The organism is Streptomyces sp., assembly GCF_035645055.1.
Classification (GTDB): Bacteria; Actinomycetota; Actinomycetes; order Streptomycetales; family Streptomycetaceae; genus Streptomyces.
Window position 1 is genome coordinate 13972 of record NZ_DASQNH010000057.1, and the last position, 15511, is coordinate 29482.

Consider the following 15511-nt stretch of genomic DNA (forward strand, 5'->3'; position numbering starts at 1 on the left):
GGCGGGCGGAGGGCGGTGCGGGTGCGGGGTCACCCCGTGCCGAGCGCCCGGTCGCGGGCGGCGCGGAAGGCGACGAGCGGGTCCCGGTCCGGATAGGACCACGGCTCGGGCGTGACGTGGTCGCCGATGCGGTGGAACAGGGCGGCGGCCTCGGCGCCCCGGCCCTCGCAGTACTTGGCGTGCGCGAGGAAGTTCAGGTCGACCAGGCGGCGGGGGTGACCGTCGTACTCCCACTCCAGCCACCAGTCGAAGGCGGCCTTCATCACCTGCCGGGCCCGGCGGCCGACCCAGTGCCCGGAGGCGGCGGGGTCGGCGGGCTCGAAGCCGTGCGCGGCCAGCACCCGGTAGCGCTCGGCGTGCGCGATCACGGGCAGGATCGCCAGCGGTGAGTCGGCGGGCGCCTGCTCGGCGGCCCAGGCGGCGAAGTCGTACACCTCGTGCAACGGGTCCGGGCCCGCGTCGGCGCGGCGCTCGGCGAGCCGGGCGACCATCAGATGGTGGGCGTGATGGTGGTCGGCGTACCGCGCGCGCACCTGCTCGAAGGTCCGTACGACCTCGTCCTGGCTGCCGAGGTGCCGCTCCACGAGGAGCAGACCGAGCCAGGGGGTGGGGTCGGCGGGCGTCCGGGCGGCGGCGGCCCGGCAGGCCTCGCGGACCCGGTCGGGTTTCTCCTTGCCGCGCACCGCGCGCCAGACCCGGGCCAGGACGAGCAGCACGCCGGCGTCGGCGGAGTCGGGTTCGGCGAGCAGCCACTCGTGGGCCCAGGCGGCGCTGTACGGCTCACGGGCGAGGACGACGGCGCGGTGGCCGCGCCGGTCCCAGTCGTCGCCCGTGCGGGCGAGCAGGGAGCGGGCCGCCTGCCAGCGCCCCTGGGCGAGCGCGGCGCGGGCGGCGGCGAGTTCGGTGTCGTCGAGAGCCGAGTCGAGACCCCGGTCGCTCCCCCAGGTTCTCGACTTCCCTCGAACAGGGCGGGACCCCCATCGGCCGCGGCCGAGGGGAGGCGGGGACGGGGACACCTCGGACGTTCCTCGGGGCTTTCTCTCAGCTGACTCGGGGACGTGCTCTGCCATCGGTTGATCACGCACAGCAAACCCCCCGCCAAGGCTCGCCGTCAAGCGCCGCTGGTACATGACACGCGTCAACGCCGTTCACACCGGCGGGACTTGCGGGGACGGGCGAGTGGGCGGCCGACCGCCCCGCATTCGTGTGTGATGTGCGTCATAGCGCACCGTCGAAGCACCGCTCAGCATGGCCGGAAGCACCCCGTTTGCCCGGCTCCGCCGAATGATCACCCAGGGAGCAGCTTGTCCATCATGGTTCTGATGCTCGCCCTGAGCGCCGCCTGCTGCCTGGGCTTCGCCTTCGTCCTCCAGCAGAACGCGGCCCAGCGCGCACCCCGCTCCGACTTCCTCTCGCCGCGGCTGCTGCTGGACCTGGCGAAGGTGCCCAGCTGGCTCGGCGGCATCGGCCTGATGGCCGTGGGCATGGCCCTCGGCGCCATGGCGCTCGGCCAGGGGGAGATCTCCCTCGTGGAGCCCCTGCTCGCCACCAATCTGCTCTTCGCCCTCGCCCTGTCCCGGCACCGCACCCGGCAGCCGCTCGGCCGCCAGGGCTGGCTGGGCCTGGCGCTGCTGGCGGGCGGCGTGACCGCGTTCCTGATGGCCGGCGAGCCGCGCGGCGGCCAGGCGGTCACCGATCCGCTGCGGCACTGGCTGATCATCGGCGTGATGGTGGGCGCGGCGCTGCTGCTCACCGGGTACGCGCGACGGCTGCGCCTCGGCTCCGGCCCGGTGCTGCTGGCGGTGGCGGCGGGGCTGCTGTACGGCGTGCAGGACGCGCTGACCCGGGAGAGCGGACAGCGGTTCGAGGAGGGCGGCCTGTCCGGGCTGCTGGCCTCCTGGCAGCCGTACGCCGTGCTGCTGCTCGGCGTGACCGCGCTGGTGCTGGTGCAGAGCGCCTTCGAGACCGCGCCGCTGCGCAAGTCGCTGCCCGCCCTGACCGCGGCCCAGCCGCTGGCCGGCATCGCCTGCGGCGTCGGCTTCCTCGGCGACCGGCTGCACACCGACACCGCGGCGCTGGCCGGGCAGGCGACGGGACTGGCCGCCGTGGTGGGCGGCATCCTGCTGCTCGGCATGCACCCGGCACTCCCGCAGGGCACCGCCGCCGCCCGCGTCCCCGCACTGCAACCCGGCTGAGGCGGGGCCCCGGCGGCGGTGCCGGGCCTGGTTGGATGGCCCCATGAGCGCCGCGGACGAGATCCTGGACATCGTCGACGAGGACGACCGTGTCATCGGGCAGTACCCACGGGGCGAGGTGTACGCGAGAGGCCTGCGCCACCGCTGCGTGTTCATCCTGGCGCGCGACGCCGACGGCCGGATCTTCGTCCACCGCCGCACCCCGACCAAGCTGGTCTTCCCCTCGCTGTACGACATGTTCGTCGGCGGGGTGGTGGGCGCGGGCGAGTCGTACGACGACGCCGCGCTGCGCGAGGCCGAGGAGGAGCTGGGCGTGAGCGGCCTGCCGCGCCCGCGGTTCCTCTTCAAGTTCCTCTACGACAACGGCTCCGGCGGCTCCTGGTGGTCGGCGGTCTACGAGGTCCGCTGCGAGCTGCCGGTCCGCCCGCAGGTGGAGGAGGTCGCCTGGCACGCCTTCCTGCCGGAGACCGAGCTGGCACGGCGCCTGCCCGACTGGGAGTGGGTCCCGGACGGCCTGGCGGCGTACGAGCGGCTGCGGGAGCGGCGCCGGACCGCTTGATCTGCCCCGCCCGGCCCCTGCCGGTACTGTCGTACGCGTGATCGAAGTCCTGCGGAACGCCCGTCTGTGGTTCGCCCCCGCCCGGGTCCGGGACGAGGGCGGCACCCCCGACTACCGGTTCTCGCTGGCGAACGAGCGCACCTTCCTGGCCTGGCTGCGCACCGCCCTGGCCCTGATCGGCGGCGGTTTCGCGGTGGACCAGTTCCTGCCGGACCTGCGCTGGGGCTGGCGGGTGGGCCTGGCGCTCGCGCTGCTGGCGGCCGGCGTGCTGTGCTCGCTGCGCGCCGTCAACCACTGGATCCGCTGCGAGCGGGCCATGCGCCGCGGCGAGGATCTGCCGGTGTCCCGGTTCCCGGCCCTGCTCAGCCTGGTCGTCGCGGTGGTGGCCGTGGCGATGGTCGTCGTGGTGCTGTTCGGATGGGAGGGGTGAGCGAGGCCGCCCCCGGGGAGCGGGACCCGGGCCTGCAGCCCGAGCGGACCCGGCTCGCCTGGCGGCGTACGACCCTCTCCGTGACGGTCGCCGCCGTGCTCGCCATGCGGACCTCCCTGCACGAGGGGCCGGCCACCGCGGGGATCGTGTCCTGCGCGCTGTGCTTCGCGCTCTGGCTGGGCTTCCTGCTGCTCGCCCACCGCCGTATCCGCGCCCTCGCCACGACCGCCCGCCCGGCGGCGCTGTCCCCGCGCCACGCCACGGCGGTGACGCTGTGCACGGTGGCCCTGGCGGTGTGCGCGGCGGCCCTCCTCCTCTAGGGCACCTGGTCGCTTGAGGCACCTCAAGCCGCCCCTGCGGGGTACGCGGACTTCATGCACCCTGTTGACCAGGAATGCCCCTTTCCTTCCCGGGCACCCTCACCACCCTCATGGTCACGTCACGCAGGAAGTGAGCACCCATGACGACCCTCCACCAGGAACACCTCGCCCACTCCCACACCCACGGCCCGGACTGCGGCCACACCCAGGTCCCGCACGGCGACCACGTCGACTACGCCCACAACGGCCATCTGCACCGTGAGCACGGCGGCCACTGGGACGAGTGCGAAGCCGACGGCCACACCACCCATCCGGACCACGAGCACCGGCACGGCGAGGACTGCGGCCACGCCACGGTGCTGCACGGCGACCACATCGACTACCTCCACGACGGCCACCGGCACGCCGAGCACGAGGGCCACTGGGACGACCACTGACGGTCGCCCGGAGCGGCCCCCGACGGCTCCCCGTTTCCCACGGGGAGCCGTCCGCCTATCGTGGCTCTGATCACGTTCGCTCCGCCCACTGGACGGCATACCGACCGGTCGGCATCATGAGTCGGGACCCGTTCACCCGTCCGTAGGAGCGACGATGAGTCCCGACCACCCGCCAGGCCTCGATCCCGAACGGCTGCGCGCCCTGCTCGACCGTGAGCGCCCCGGTCTCGTGCAGGGCCCCCTGACCGGCCGGCTGATCGAGGGCGGGCGGTCGAACCTCACCTACGCCGTCACCGACGGCACGACGAAGTGGGTCGTACGCCGCCCCCCGCTCGGCCACGTCCTGGCCACCGCGCACGACATGAAGCGCGAGCACCGGGTGATCAGCGCCCTGCACCCGACGAACGTGCCGGTGCCCCGCCCGGTCCTGCTCTGCGAGGACGAGGAGGTGCTGGGGGCGCCCTTCTACGTCATGGACTTCGTCGACGGCACCCCGTACCGCACCGCCGACCAGCTCGCCCCGCTCGGCCCCGAGCGCACCCGCGCGGTGGCGCTGGGCCTGGTGGACGCCCTCGTGGAGCTGCACGCCGTGGACCCCGCCGAGGTGGGGCTCGACGGCTTCGGCCGCCCCGAGGGCTTCCTGGACCGCCAGCTGCGCCGCTGGGGCAAGCAGCTGGACGCCTCCCGCAACCGCGAGCTGGCCGGGATCGACGAGCTGCACGCCGCGCTCGGCCGCGATCTGCCCCGCTCCCCCGCCCCGGCCGTCGTGCACGGCGACTACCGGCTCGACAACGTTCTCATCGGCGACGACGACCGGATCAGGGCGATCCTCGACTGGGAGATGTCCACGCTCGGCGACCCGCTGACCGACCTGGGTCTGCTGGTCATGTACAGCATGCCGCTGGGCTTGCCCGGCTCCCCCGTCTCCACCACCGCCGAGGCCCCCGGCCACCCGGCCCCGGCCGAGCTGATCGAGCGCTACGCCGCCCGCTCGGGGCGCGACGTCTCCCAGGTCTCCTGGTACACGGCGTTCGCCTGGTTCAAGCTCGCCGTGATCCTGGAGGGCATCCACTACCGCTACACGCTGGGCCAGACGGTCGGGCAGGGCTTCGATCGCATCGGCGACCTGGTGCCGGTCTTCATCCGGCACGGTCTGACCACTCTTCAGGAAGGCTGACGGACATGGACTTCGCGTTCGACGCGCGCACCGAGGAGCTGCGCGCCAGGCTGCTCGCCTTCATGGACGAGTACGTCCACCCCGCCGAGGCCGTCGCCCACGAGCAGCGGGAGCGGCTCGCCTCGCCGTGGGAGACCCCGGCCGTGGTCGAGGAGCTGAAGGCGGAGGCGAAGCGGCAGGGGCTGTGGAACCTCTTCCTGCCCGACGCCGAGCACGGCGCCGGTCTCACCAACCTCCAGTACGCCCCGCTCGCCGAGATCACCGGCCGCTCCCCGCAGCTCGCGCCGACCGCGACCAACTGCGCCGCGCCGGACACCGGGAACATGGAGGTGCTGGCCCAGTTCGGCGACGAGGCGCAGAAGAAGCAGTGGCTGGAGCCGCTGCTGGCGGGCGAGATCCGCTCGGCGTTCGCGATGACGGAGCCCGAGGTGGCCTCCTCCGACGCCACCAACATCACCACGCGCATCGAGCGGGACGGCGACGAGTACGTCATCACCGGCCGTAAGTGGTACATCTCCGGGGCGATGAACCCGGACTGCAAGATCTTCATCGTGATGGGCAAGACCGACCCGGACGGGCCGGACATCCGCCGCCAGCAGTCCATGGTCCTGGTCCCCCGCGACACCCCCGGCGTCACGGTCGAGCGCGCCATGCGGGTCTTCGGCTACGAGGACCACTGGCACGGCGGCCACGCCGAGGTGATCTTCGATCACGCGCGCGTGCCGGTGGCGAACCTGATCGGCGAGGAGGGCGGCGGTTTCGCCATCGCCCAGGCGCGGCTCGGCCCCGGCCGCATCCACCACTGCATGCGGCTGATCGGCATGGCCGAGCGGGCCATCGAGCTGATGTGCCGGCGGGCGGTCTCCCGTGAGGCCTTCGGCAAGCCGCTGGCCGGGCAGGGCGTGATCCACAACTGGATCGCCGACGCGCGCGTGACGGTGGAGCAGCTGCGGCTGCTGGTCCTGAAGACGGCCTGGCTGATGGACACCGTCGGCAACCGGGGCGCCCACACCGAGATCCAGGCCATCAAGATCGCCACGCCCCGCGCGGTCGTCGACATCATCGACAAGGCGATCCAGCTGCACGGGGCGGGCGGCGTCAGCCAGGACTTCCCCCTGGCCGAGCTGTACGCCGGCGCCCGCACCCTGATGATCGCCGACGGCCCGGACGAGGTGCATCAGCGCTCGCTGGCGCGGCGGGAGCTGAAGAAGTACATGTGAGGCGTGTGTAAGGGGCGGTCATCATGACGACCGCCCCTTACACCTGCCCTCGTTCCCTCGTCGCCCGTACCGCCCGTTACGGCCGCAGCGCCCGCAGCAACAGGTCCGCCAGATGGTCGGCGACCTGCTGCGGGGTGAGCGGGCCGTCGGGGCGGTACCAGGTGGACAGGTGGTGGACCGAGCCGAAGTGGTAGTCGACCACCAGGTCCGCCGGGGTCGCCGTGGAGAAGACGCCCGCCTCCTGGCCCTCCTCGATCAGCGCGCGGAAGCGCTCGTGGTAGCGCCGCCGCTCGGCCCGCACCTGCTTGTTCTTCTCCGGGCTGAGATGGTGCATGGAGCGGAAGAAGATGGACGCGTCGTCCAGGTTCTCGATCGTGGTGACCACGACGTCCGCCGCCGCGTCCCGCACCCGCTTCTCCACCGGTTCGTCGGCGTCCGCGAAGGTGTCGAGACGCTCCTGCTGGAGGCGCAGCACGCGCGCGTACACCTCGTGCAGCAGGTCGTCCTTGGATCCGAAGTAGTGGTACAGCGCCCCCTTGGTGACGCCGGCCGCCTCGACGATCTCCTGCACCGAGGTGCGGTCGTACCCCTGCTCGGCGAAGAGCCGGGTGGCGGCGGCCAGCAGCCGCTGCGGCACAGGAGTCCCGTCGCCCTCCGTCGTCCTGGGCACCGCGCCACCTGCCTTTCCGTGTTGCCTTACCGATTGTGCTGCGTGTTGTCCCGCGTGCGGGAACGCAGTTCCCGACGGAGGATCTTCCCACTCGCCGTCTTCGGCAAGTCGGGCAGGATCTCCACCTGCCGCGGGTATTTGTAGGCGGCCAGTCTCTCCTTGCAGTACGCCGCCAGCTCGTCCGGGGCCGTGTCGGCGTCCGGACGGAGGCTGACATAGGCCTTGACGGTCTCCCCGCGGTACCCGTCGGGCACCCCGACGACGGCCGCCTCGCGCACCGCCGGATGCGTGTGCAGGACGTCCTCGACCTCGCGCGGCCACACCTTGAAGCCGGACGCGTTGATCATGTCCTTCTTGCGGTCGACGACGTACAGCCAGCCCCGCTCGTCCATGAACCCGATGTCCCCGGTGCGCAGCTCGCCGTCCGGGAAGGTCTCGGCGGTGGCGTCGGGCCGCCGCCAGTAGCCGGGCACGACCTGCGGACCCCGTACGACGATCTCGCCGTGCTCCCCGAACGGCAGCTCGGCGCCCTGCTCGTCGACGATCCGCACCACCGTGTCGGGCCCGGGCACGCCCACCGCGAGCGTTCCGGAGGCCGGATCGACGGGCGCCTCCCGGTGCGGCGGCACGGAGGCGCAGGGCGCGGTGCACTCGGTGAGCCCGTAGCCGTTGCGGATGTACGGCCCGAAGCCGGCCCGGAACCTCTCCACCAGGGCGGGCGGCAGCGGGGCACCGCCGGAGGAGATCACCCGGAAGGACGCGAAGTGGTCCCGGGTGGCCTTCGGGTGCGCGGCCAGCGCCATGAAGGCCGTGGACGGGCCGACCGTGTAGTGCGGCCGGTGCTCGGCGAACGCGTCGAGCACCACCCCCGCCTCGAACCGGTACGCCAGCACCAGGGTGCCCGCGCTGTTCAGGCAGGCGCCGAACTCGCAGACCATGCCGGTGATGTGGAACAGCGGTGCCAGCGCGAAGTACACCGGCGCCGCGGGCAGCCCGAGCCCGGTCCGCTGCCGCTCGGCGACGTACATGATGTTGCCGTGGGTGTTGGTGGCGCCCTTGGGCGTGCCGCTGGTGCCGGACGTGTAGCTGATCAGCGCGAGGTCGCCGGGCCCCGGCTCGCGCCCCTCGGGCGCCCGGTGCCCGGCACGGGCCACGGCGGTCAGGTCGTCGGCGTCGGCGGCCCGCGGCAGCCGCTCGAACCCCAGCACCCGGTCGTCGCCGCGGGTCTGGAAGTCCAGTTCGCAGGCGGTGAGCGCGATCCGCACCGGCGAATCCGCCGCCGTGTCGCGCAGATACCCCTCCCAGGCCCGGTCGGAGCAGATCAGTGCCTTGACCTCGCCGTCCCGCAGCACATGGGCCACCTCGCCCGACTTGTACATCGGGTTCACCGGCACCACCACCGCGCCCGCCTTCCAGGCGCCCAGCACGGCGAGCACGAAGTGCGGGGAGTTCTGCAGCAGCACGGCGACCCGGTCGCCGCGCTCCAGGCCCCGGGCGGCGAGATGCCCGGCCACCGAGTCGCTCAGCTCGTCGGCCTCCCGGTAGCTCAGCCGCCCGTCGAAGTAGGTGAGGAAGGTCCGCTCGGGCGCCTCGGCGACCGCGTGCCGCAGGGCGCGCACCAGCGAGTCCGCCGGGCTGACGGGCGCCTTCTGGACCTCCTCCAGCAGGTCCAGCCAGGGCTTGGCCGCGTACCGGGAGCCGGTCACCGCGCCGCCTCCCACTTCCGCTGGAGGTGGTTCATGCTGCCCAGCCAGCGGTCGGGGTCGGCGGCCCGCGCCTGGTAGTACCCGGCGACCTCGGGGTGCGGCAGGACCAGGAACCGGTCCTCCTCGATCCCGGCGAACAGCGCGTCGGCGACCGCCTCCGGCTCGATTGCGGTGGGCGCCAGCACCAGGTCGCCCGCGCTGCCGCTCCCGGTCAGCATGTCGGTCCGCACGCCCTGCGGACAGATGGCGTGCACCTTGACGCCCCGGTGCCGGTACGTCAGCGACAGCCACTCGGCGAAGGCGTAGGCACCGTGTTTGGTGACGCTGTAGGGGGCGGCCCCGATCATGGTGAGCAGCCCGGCGGCCGACACGGTGGACACGAACCGCCCGCCGCCCCGCTCCAGCCACTCGGGGAGCAGCGCGTGCGCCGCCCGCACATGGGCCATGACGTTGACGTCCCAGGCGAGCGCCCACACGTCCTCACCGGCCGCCTCGGAACCGCCCGAGGCGACGCCGGCGTTGGCGCAGTACACGTCGACGGCCCCGCCGAGTGCGTCCCGCGCCTCGTCGACGATCGCGGAGGCGTCGCCCGGCACCGCGACGCCGCCGATCTCCGCGGCGACGGCCTTGGCCTTCCCGGCGTCGAGATCGTTCACCACGACCCGCGCCCCCTCCCCGGCGAACCGCCGCGCCAGCGCGGCCCCGATCCCGCCACCGGCCCCGGTGACCACCACTCCCGCACCCTGCACGGCTTCCACCATCGGTCTCCTTCGACGCGACGCCACACGGCTCTGCCCCCGCGACTCGTCAGACTAACCGGTCGGTATGTCACAAGGAAGGGCGGGCGAAGAAGGGGCGCGGGGAAGCGCGCGACCGGTCCCCCACCGCGCCGCGCCCTGCGACACTCCCTGCGGGAGCACTCCACCACCACCGGAGGTCACCGCATGAAGCTCTCCAGACGCACCCTCCTGGCCACCACCGCCGCCCTGACCGCCACCGCGACCCCCGCCACCGCGGCCCCGCGGGGAACCCGCCGCCTCCGCACCGGCTTCGAACGCCTCGCCGAGGACGGCTACGGCATCCTCCGCGGCGAGCGGGTCGGCATCGTCACCAACCCGACCGGCGTCACGCGGGACGTCCGCCACATCGTCGACGTCATGCACGCCGACGACCGCGTGGACCTGAGGGCCGTCTTCGGCCCGGAGCACGGCTTCCGCGGCACCGCCCAGGCCGGCGGCTCCGAGGGCCGCCACGACGACCCGGCGACGGGCCTCCCGGTCTACGACACGTACCTGAAGAGCGGCCAGGCCCTCGCCGGCATCTTCACCGCCTCCGGCGTGGACACGGTCCTCTTCGACATCCAGGACGTGGGCGCCCGCTTCTACACCTACATCTGGACCCTGTACGACTGCATGGCGGCAGCCCGTCTCGCGGGCAAGCGCGTCGTCGTCCTCGACCGCCCGAACCCGGTCACCGGCCGCGCGGCCCGAGGCCCGGTCCTGCGCAAGGAGTTCGCCACGTTCATCGGCCGGGAGCCGATCGCGCAGGCGCACGGGATGACGGTGGGCGAGCTGGCCCGGCTGTTCAACGGGGAGTTCCTCACCACGCCGGTGCCGCTGGACGTCGTACGGGTGACCGGCTGGAAGCGGTCGGCGTTCCACGACGGCACCGGGCTGCCGTGGGTGCCGCCGAGCCCCAACATGCCGACCCCCGAGACCGCGCTCGTCTACGCGGGCACGTGTCTCTTCGAGGGCACGAACCTCTCCGAGGGCCGGGGCACGACCCGCCCCTTCGAACTGCTGGGCGCGGAGGGCGTCGACGGCCGCTGGGCCGCCGCGGTGAACGAACTCCGGCTGCCCGGCGTGCACTTCAGGGAGGCGTACTTCGCGCCCACCTTCTCCAAGTTCCAGGGGAAGACGGTCGGCGGCGTCCAGATCCACGTCCACGACCGGGCGGCGTACGACCCGGTGCGCACCGGGATCGCCCTGCTGGTGACCGCCAAGCGGGTCTGGCCGGGCTTCGCCTGGCGGCCGGACCACTGGATCGACAAGCTCACCGGCTCCACCCGGGTCCGCACCCTGATCGACGCGGGGGCGGGCACGGACGACGTGGTCGCGGACTGGCAGCCGGAGCTGGCGGCCTTCCGGGCGGTCCGCGAGGAGTACTTGCTGTACTGACGTGCCGGCGGCGGGCCGCGTCCGCCGGCCCGCCGCCGCGCCGGAGCGGCTCACCGGTGTGAGGTGAACTCCACGACCTGCTGATACGTCGGCCGGTTCTGCCAGCCGACCGTACGGTGGCCGATGCCGCCCAGAGCCCGGTGGACGATCGCGTCGGCGCACCACTGGTCGCCCGCCGCGCAGTGCGCGTCGCCGGGGTAGACCTGGGCGGCGGTCTTGGCGGCCGCCTCCTTCAGGGTGCCGATCAGGGTGTCCCGGCAGGCGGTGAGGCTGCCGCCGCCGCAGTACTCGTCCGCGAGCGGGCCCCGCACCCGCTCGCCGAGAACCGCGCGGAGGTCCTTGTCGACATAGCTCCACCAGCCGTACTGGAAGGCGCTGCCCGCGTGGGCGCCGGTCGGGCCGTGGGCGGCCGACGGGGACTCGTCGACGGGCAGGTTGGCGGTGAACGCGGTGTACAGGTCTCTGCCGAGGCCGGGTTCGAACTCGGCCCTCACCAGCAGCGGCCACCAGGCGTCCAGGACGCGGATCGCCTCCGCGTGGCCGTAGGTCTTCGAGCCCGCCGGGGCCACCGTCCGCTTGCCTCCGGCGGACAACCAGGCCTGGAGCCTGCTCACGGCCGTCGCGGCGGCCGGATCGGTGACCGGCGCGCTGGTGACCACCTTGAGCAGGCGGGGCAGCACATGCCCGGCGCGCAGATCGGCGAGGCCCGCGTCGGCCATCGCCTTCACCAGGGACGCCCGGGTCACCCCGCCCGCCTCGACCAGCTTCGCCACCCGGTCGTCGAGCAGGTCGCCGCGGTGCACGGCGCCGTTGCCCCAGGGCGCGGACGGGTAGTCGCGGGCCTGCTTGTTGTTCCAGGAGATGTAGTAGTCCTGGTCGACGGAGTTCGGGTGCTGGGCGGGCGGGGTGTGGTCGGCGTTGTTGGTGGCCGGGTCCCAGTTCCGCCACTCGTACGCGGGCCGCGCCCACACCGGGAACTCCGCGTCGACGCCGCTCGCGCGGACCGGGTTGTCGCCGCTGTTGTAGTACGCGGTGTGCGTGGAGTCGGCGTAGAACCAGTTGAAGGTGTAGTTGATGTGCTGCACGGCCTTCTGGAAGCTCTCGGGTCCGGTGACGTAGCCGGGGTCGTTGAGCATCTGGAAGCCGATGATCGAGTCGGCCTCGTGCAGGAAGGAGGAGCGCAGGGTGGTGTAGGCGACCTTCTTGCCGCCGACGGTCGCGCGGTGGGTGACCGGGCCGTACGCGGTGCGCCAGACCCGCAGGGTGTACGAGCCGGCCGCGGTGCCGTCGGCGACGGTCGGCTTCCACGCGTTCTTCCGCTCCACCTTCTCCATCGGGACGCAGGCGCCCCGGTGGAGGTAGTGGTGGTCGTCCTGGCACAGCTCGACGGCGTAGGTGTCGATGATGTCCTGGCCGGAGGTGGTCGCACTCCACGCGTAGTCCTGGCCGCGGCCCAGCTCGACGTAGAAGCTGAGGCCCGCGAAGGAGGCGCCGCGGGCGCTGATGCCGGGGCCCTGGATCTCCTGGAGCATCAGCAGCTGGGGTGCGAAGTAGCCGGTCTGCGGGCCGAAGACGGCGATCGGGTGGCCGCTCGCGGTGTGCTCGCCGCTCACCACCAGGGCGTTGGACATGCCGCGCCGGGCGGAGGTGACGGCGTTCGCCGCCGCGCCGGCGGAGGCCTCGGCGGCACCCGCTCCGGTGGCGCTGCCCGTGCGGTCGTGCACCAGGGGTTCGCGGGTCACCGATCCGGCGTCGGGCAGCGCGAGGCCCTGCGGGTCGGCGGGTCTCACCGCGTACGGGAAGCTGCCCTCGTGGACGGTGAGGGCTGCCTCGGGGTCGTTGCGCATCCGGAAGGACTCCCAGACCTCGGTGCCCCGGGCGACGCCGTACTCGGCCTGCGCGGCCAGCAGGGAGAGCGCGTTGTTCACCTCGCCGCCGCCCCCGGAGCCGAACAGCGCGCCGATGACGGAGGCCAGGGCGACCAGGTCGGTGGGCTTGAAGCGCTCGATGGTGCCGGCGTTGGTGACGGAGTCCTTGTGGCCGGTCAGGACGTACTCGCCGGGGAAGGAGCGGCCGCTGTCGGAGGCGTCGATGTAGGCGTTGATTCCGTCCACGTAGGCGTGTACGTCGGCGAGGGCCTGCCGGCCGCGCTCGCCGTGCTCGGCGGCGGCCCGGTCGATCTGGGCCTGGAGGTCGGCCTCGGTGTAGGGAGCGTCGCGCCAGAACTCCTGCTCCAGGCCCTGGTTGGCGGCGGCGCCGCCCGCGAACGGGGTCAGTTGCCCGCGCCCGACGTGCCGGAAGACGTCCATCAGCCACAGCCGGTCCTCGGCCGCCGCCCAGCCGGCGCCGAACTCGGTGCCGTAGCGCGTGGTGCCGGTGATGTGCGGCACACCCGTCTTCTTGTCGCGGACGATCGTCACGTCGCCGCGTCCGGCGGGCCGCACGGTGGAGGCGACCTGGTCGGCGGGGACCCCGAAGGACGCGTCGTTGAAGAAGGAGCCCAGGGTGGCGTCGGTGAGGTTCTGGTAGCCGGTGGCGAGGCCGGCATAGGGGCCGAGCTGGTCGTCGGAGTGCGCGGGCCGGGTGCCGAAGGCCTGGTGGAGGAGGATCTGCGCGAGGGTGGCGTTGCCGTTCTGGCCCGGCGGCAGGATGTCGGAACACCGGGCGCCGCAGTGGTCGTTCGCCGCGGCCGCCGGGGCGGCCGGCGCCGCGGGCGCGGCGGCGGCCGGGGAAAGCGGAGTCAAAAGTCCGGCAACGAGAACGCATACGGACGCGCTCTTCAGGAACCCGGGGAATCTGTGGGGAGTTCTCAGTCTGTCGAGCACGTTGCGTGGGGTGCGCCGTGGCATGGCAGCTCCTCCCGACGGGGTGGGCCGGTCGTTACCGCCGGTATCCCCGAGTTTGAAGGTGAACATGCGTCACCTTTGGGTGTCGCCGGGACCCACGATGGCGGCCATCGGAAATCGGATGGCCGCGGAGGGAGCCGAATCGCGTGTCGATACGTCTATTCGGCGACGTCCGTACGACGACGCCGAAGTGACCGAAGTACAGGTGCAGGTGTGACGGAGGTGCAAGGCGATGGCCGGTTTCCGGAGTCTGGCGAGACAAGTACGCGACCCCCGGTGCGACCTGGCGCTACGGCGCTACTCGCTGCGCAAGTGCCTAGAACGATTCGCCCCCTACGGGCATCGGGCCACCTGGGACCATCTCTGCTCCCGGGCGGGATTCGGACCGGAGGACCGCTCCCCCGATCCGGCGCGGCTCGTGGCCGCGCTGGAGGAGCTGGAGGAGGCAAGGACGGTGTGGCTCGCCTATGAGGTGGAGTTCGCCGAACGCCGCAGGAAGGAGAAGCACGACGGCCTGCGCAGGCCGGGCAGTGTGGACGACTGGCACCGGATGACCTGGGGCGGCTTCGGCGTCGCCTGGTGCGACGATCCCCGGGTCCATCCCGACGAGCCGCTGGCCGAGGTGCTGCGGAGACTGATCGCCGCACTGGAGCGCGAACCGGGCTCGGAGTGCCCGGTGTGCGACGGGGAACGGCTGTTCTGGAAGGACGACCTGGATCACGAACCCTCCTCCGGCCCGGTCTGCGCGGACTGCGGGATTCTCGTACCGCGGCCCGTACTGACCCCCGAGGCGCTGGCGTACGCCCGGCGCGGACGGATGCTGGTGTCGGCGTGAGGAAGTAGTCGGGGGTGCGCAGGGGGATGCCGCACCCCCGTTCACAGCGGCTGGTACGGCAACGGGGGCTCGCCGGGCGGCCGGGCACGGGACATGACGACGAGGGCTTGGCAACAGGGGTTCGGCCAGTGGGGCTCGGCGACAGCGCCGCTGTCGGTGCGGTCTGGCAGCATCGAAGCATGGTGCAGGTGTGTCTCAACGGGGCCCGAGGGGCCGCCGACAGCGCGATCGTCCCCCTTACGCCGGAGGTGATGGCCGAGGAGGCCGCGCGCGCCGTCGCGGCCGGGGCCACGGACCTCCATGTCCACCCCAAGACGCCCTGCGGCCGGGACTCGGTGTCCCCGCGGGTGGTCGCCGCGACCCTGGAGGCGATCCGGGCGCGGGTGGCGGTGCCGGTGGGCGTCACCACGGGCGCCTGGGCCGAATCCGATCCCGCGGCCCGGCTCGCGCGGGTGCGTGGCTGGACCGCGCTGCCCGACCACGCCTCGGTCAACTGGCACGAGCCCGGCGCGGAGGAGGTGGCCGCCGCGCTGCTGGAGCTGGGCGTGGGCGTCGAGGCGGGCATCTGGTCGGGGACGGACGGCGCGGCCCGGTTCGCCCGGTCGCCGCTCGGGCCGAGGGTGCTGCGGGTCCTCGCGGAGGTGACGGACCCGGACGGGGACACGGCGGCGCAGTCCGCGCGCGCCCTGCTGTCCGACCTGGGTCACGCGCACGGCCGCCCCGTGCTGCTGCACGGCGAGGACGCCGGCGCCTGGCCGGTGCTGCGCCTCGCCGGCCGGCTGGGGCTCGCGACCCGGATCGGCCTGGAGGACACCTTGGCCCTGCCGGACGGCCGACGGGCCGCGTCCAACGCGGAGTTGGTGAGAGCGGGCCTGGCGGAGTACGGGCGGGCGGCCCGGGAGGGGACGCCCGCCGTCTGACCGCGCCCGCACCCTGCCG

General features: G+C 73.1%; 15 protein-coding genes. 10 read left to right on the plus strand and 5 right to left on the minus strand.

From position 1 onward, the window contains the following. Positions 1-29: 29 nt before the first annotated feature. Positions 30-1016 carry a hypothetical protein gene (locus VE614_RS19435; protein WP_324938313.1) on the minus strand — a complete coding sequence of 329 codons (987 nt, stop codon included), beginning with the start codon at positions 1014-1016 and terminating at the stop codon, positions 30-32. A gap of 288 nt (positions 1017-1304) precedes the next feature. Here VE614_RS19435 and VE614_RS19440 point away from each other — a divergent pair, with 288 nt between their 5' ends. From VE614_RS19440 to VE614_RS19470, 7 genes are all read left to right on the plus strand, one after another. After that, on the plus strand, positions 1305-2195 hold the full coding sequence (locus VE614_RS19440; RefSeq protein WP_324938316.1) for a DMT family transporter: 891 nt from the start codon (positions 1305-1307) through the stop codon (positions 2193-2195). Positions 2196-2238: 43 nt separating this feature from the next. Beyond that, positions 2239-2754 carry an NUDIX hydrolase gene (locus VE614_RS19445; protein WP_324938319.1) on the plus strand — a complete coding sequence of 172 codons (516 nt, stop codon included), beginning with the start codon at positions 2239-2241 and terminating at the stop codon, positions 2752-2754. Between the two features lie 37 nt (positions 2755-2791). Then, complete coding sequence (locus VE614_RS19450; RefSeq protein WP_324938322.1) at positions 2792-3184, plus strand: YidH family protein; 393 nt, start codon at positions 2792-2794, stop codon at positions 3182-3184. After that, a complete protein-coding gene (locus VE614_RS19455) occupies positions 3172-3504 on the plus strand; it encodes a DUF202 domain-containing protein (protein ID WP_414719609.1) in 333 nt (110 codons plus the stop codon). The genes VE614_RS19450 and VE614_RS19455 overlap by 13 nt, the downstream gene beginning before the upstream one ends. A gap of 140 nt (positions 3505-3644) precedes the next feature. Then, positions 3645-3941, plus strand: a complete 297-nt coding sequence (locus VE614_RS19460) for a hypothetical protein (protein ID WP_324938327.1) — start codon at positions 3645-3647, stop codon at positions 3939-3941. Positions 3942-4095: 154 nt separating this feature from the next. Next, entirely contained in the window at positions 4096-5118 is a 1023-nt protein-coding gene (locus tag VE614_RS19465; protein WP_324938330.1) for a phosphotransferase family protein, read from the plus strand. Between the two features lie 5 nt (positions 5119-5123). After that, positions 5124-6338 (plus strand): acyl-CoA dehydrogenase family protein, encoded by a 1215-nt coding sequence (locus tag VE614_RS19470; RefSeq protein WP_324938333.1) that lies wholly within the window; start codon positions 5124-5126, stop codon positions 6336-6338. Positions 6339-6414: 76 nt separating this feature from the next. Here the strand turns inward: VE614_RS19470 and VE614_RS19475 are convergent, their stop codons facing one another. Genes VE614_RS19475 through VE614_RS19485 form a run of 3 tightly spaced genes read right to left on the minus strand, consistent with a single transcriptional unit; the run spans position 6415 to position 9475 of the window. Next, on the minus strand, positions 6415-7008 hold the full coding sequence (locus VE614_RS19475; protein ID WP_324938335.1) for a TetR/AcrR family transcriptional regulator: 594 nt from the start codon (positions 7006-7008) through the stop codon (positions 6415-6417). A 26-nt stretch (positions 7009-7034) separates the two neighbouring features. Continuing rightward, a complete protein-coding gene (locus tag VE614_RS19480; RefSeq protein ID WP_324938338.1) occupies positions 7035-8714 on the minus strand; it encodes a class I adenylate-forming enzyme family protein in 1680 nt (559 codons plus the stop codon). Continuing rightward, positions 8711-9475: an SDR family oxidoreductase gene (locus VE614_RS19485; protein WP_324938341.1), complete on the minus strand. Its 765-nt coding sequence runs from the start codon at positions 9473-9475 to the stop codon at positions 8711-8713. Before VE614_RS19485 ends, VE614_RS19480 begins: the two co-directional genes overlap by 4 nt. Positions 9476-9658: 183 nt before the next feature. On the opposite strand from VE614_RS19485, the gene VE614_RS19490 reads away from it, so the two are divergent. Further along, positions 9659-10891, plus strand: coding sequence for a DUF1343 domain-containing protein (locus VE614_RS19490; RefSeq protein WP_324938344.1), 1233 nt, complete (start codon positions 9659-9661; stop codon positions 10889-10891). A gap of 50 nt (positions 10892-10941) precedes the next feature. Here the strand turns inward: VE614_RS19490 and VE614_RS19495 are convergent, their stop codons facing one another. Continuing rightward, positions 10942-13740: a penicillin acylase family protein gene (locus VE614_RS19495; protein ID WP_324938346.1), complete on the minus strand. Its 2799-nt coding sequence runs from the start codon at positions 13738-13740 to the stop codon at positions 10942-10944. A 229-nt stretch (positions 13741-13969) separates the two neighbouring features. Here VE614_RS19495 and VE614_RS19500 point away from each other — a divergent pair, with 229 nt between their 5' ends. Together VE614_RS19500 and VE614_RS19505 are read left to right on the plus strand one after the other, a co-directional pair. Continuing rightward, positions 13970-14572 carry a hypothetical protein gene (locus VE614_RS19500; protein WP_324938350.1) on the plus strand — a complete coding sequence of 201 codons (603 nt, stop codon included), beginning with the start codon at positions 13970-13972 and terminating at the stop codon, positions 14570-14572. 179 nt (positions 14573-14751) lie between these two features. Continuing rightward, positions 14752-15492: a 3-keto-5-aminohexanoate cleavage protein gene (locus VE614_RS19505; protein ID WP_324938353.1), complete on the plus strand. Its 741-nt coding sequence runs from the start codon at positions 14752-14754 to the stop codon at positions 15490-15492. Positions 15493-15511: the final 19 nt, after the last annotated feature.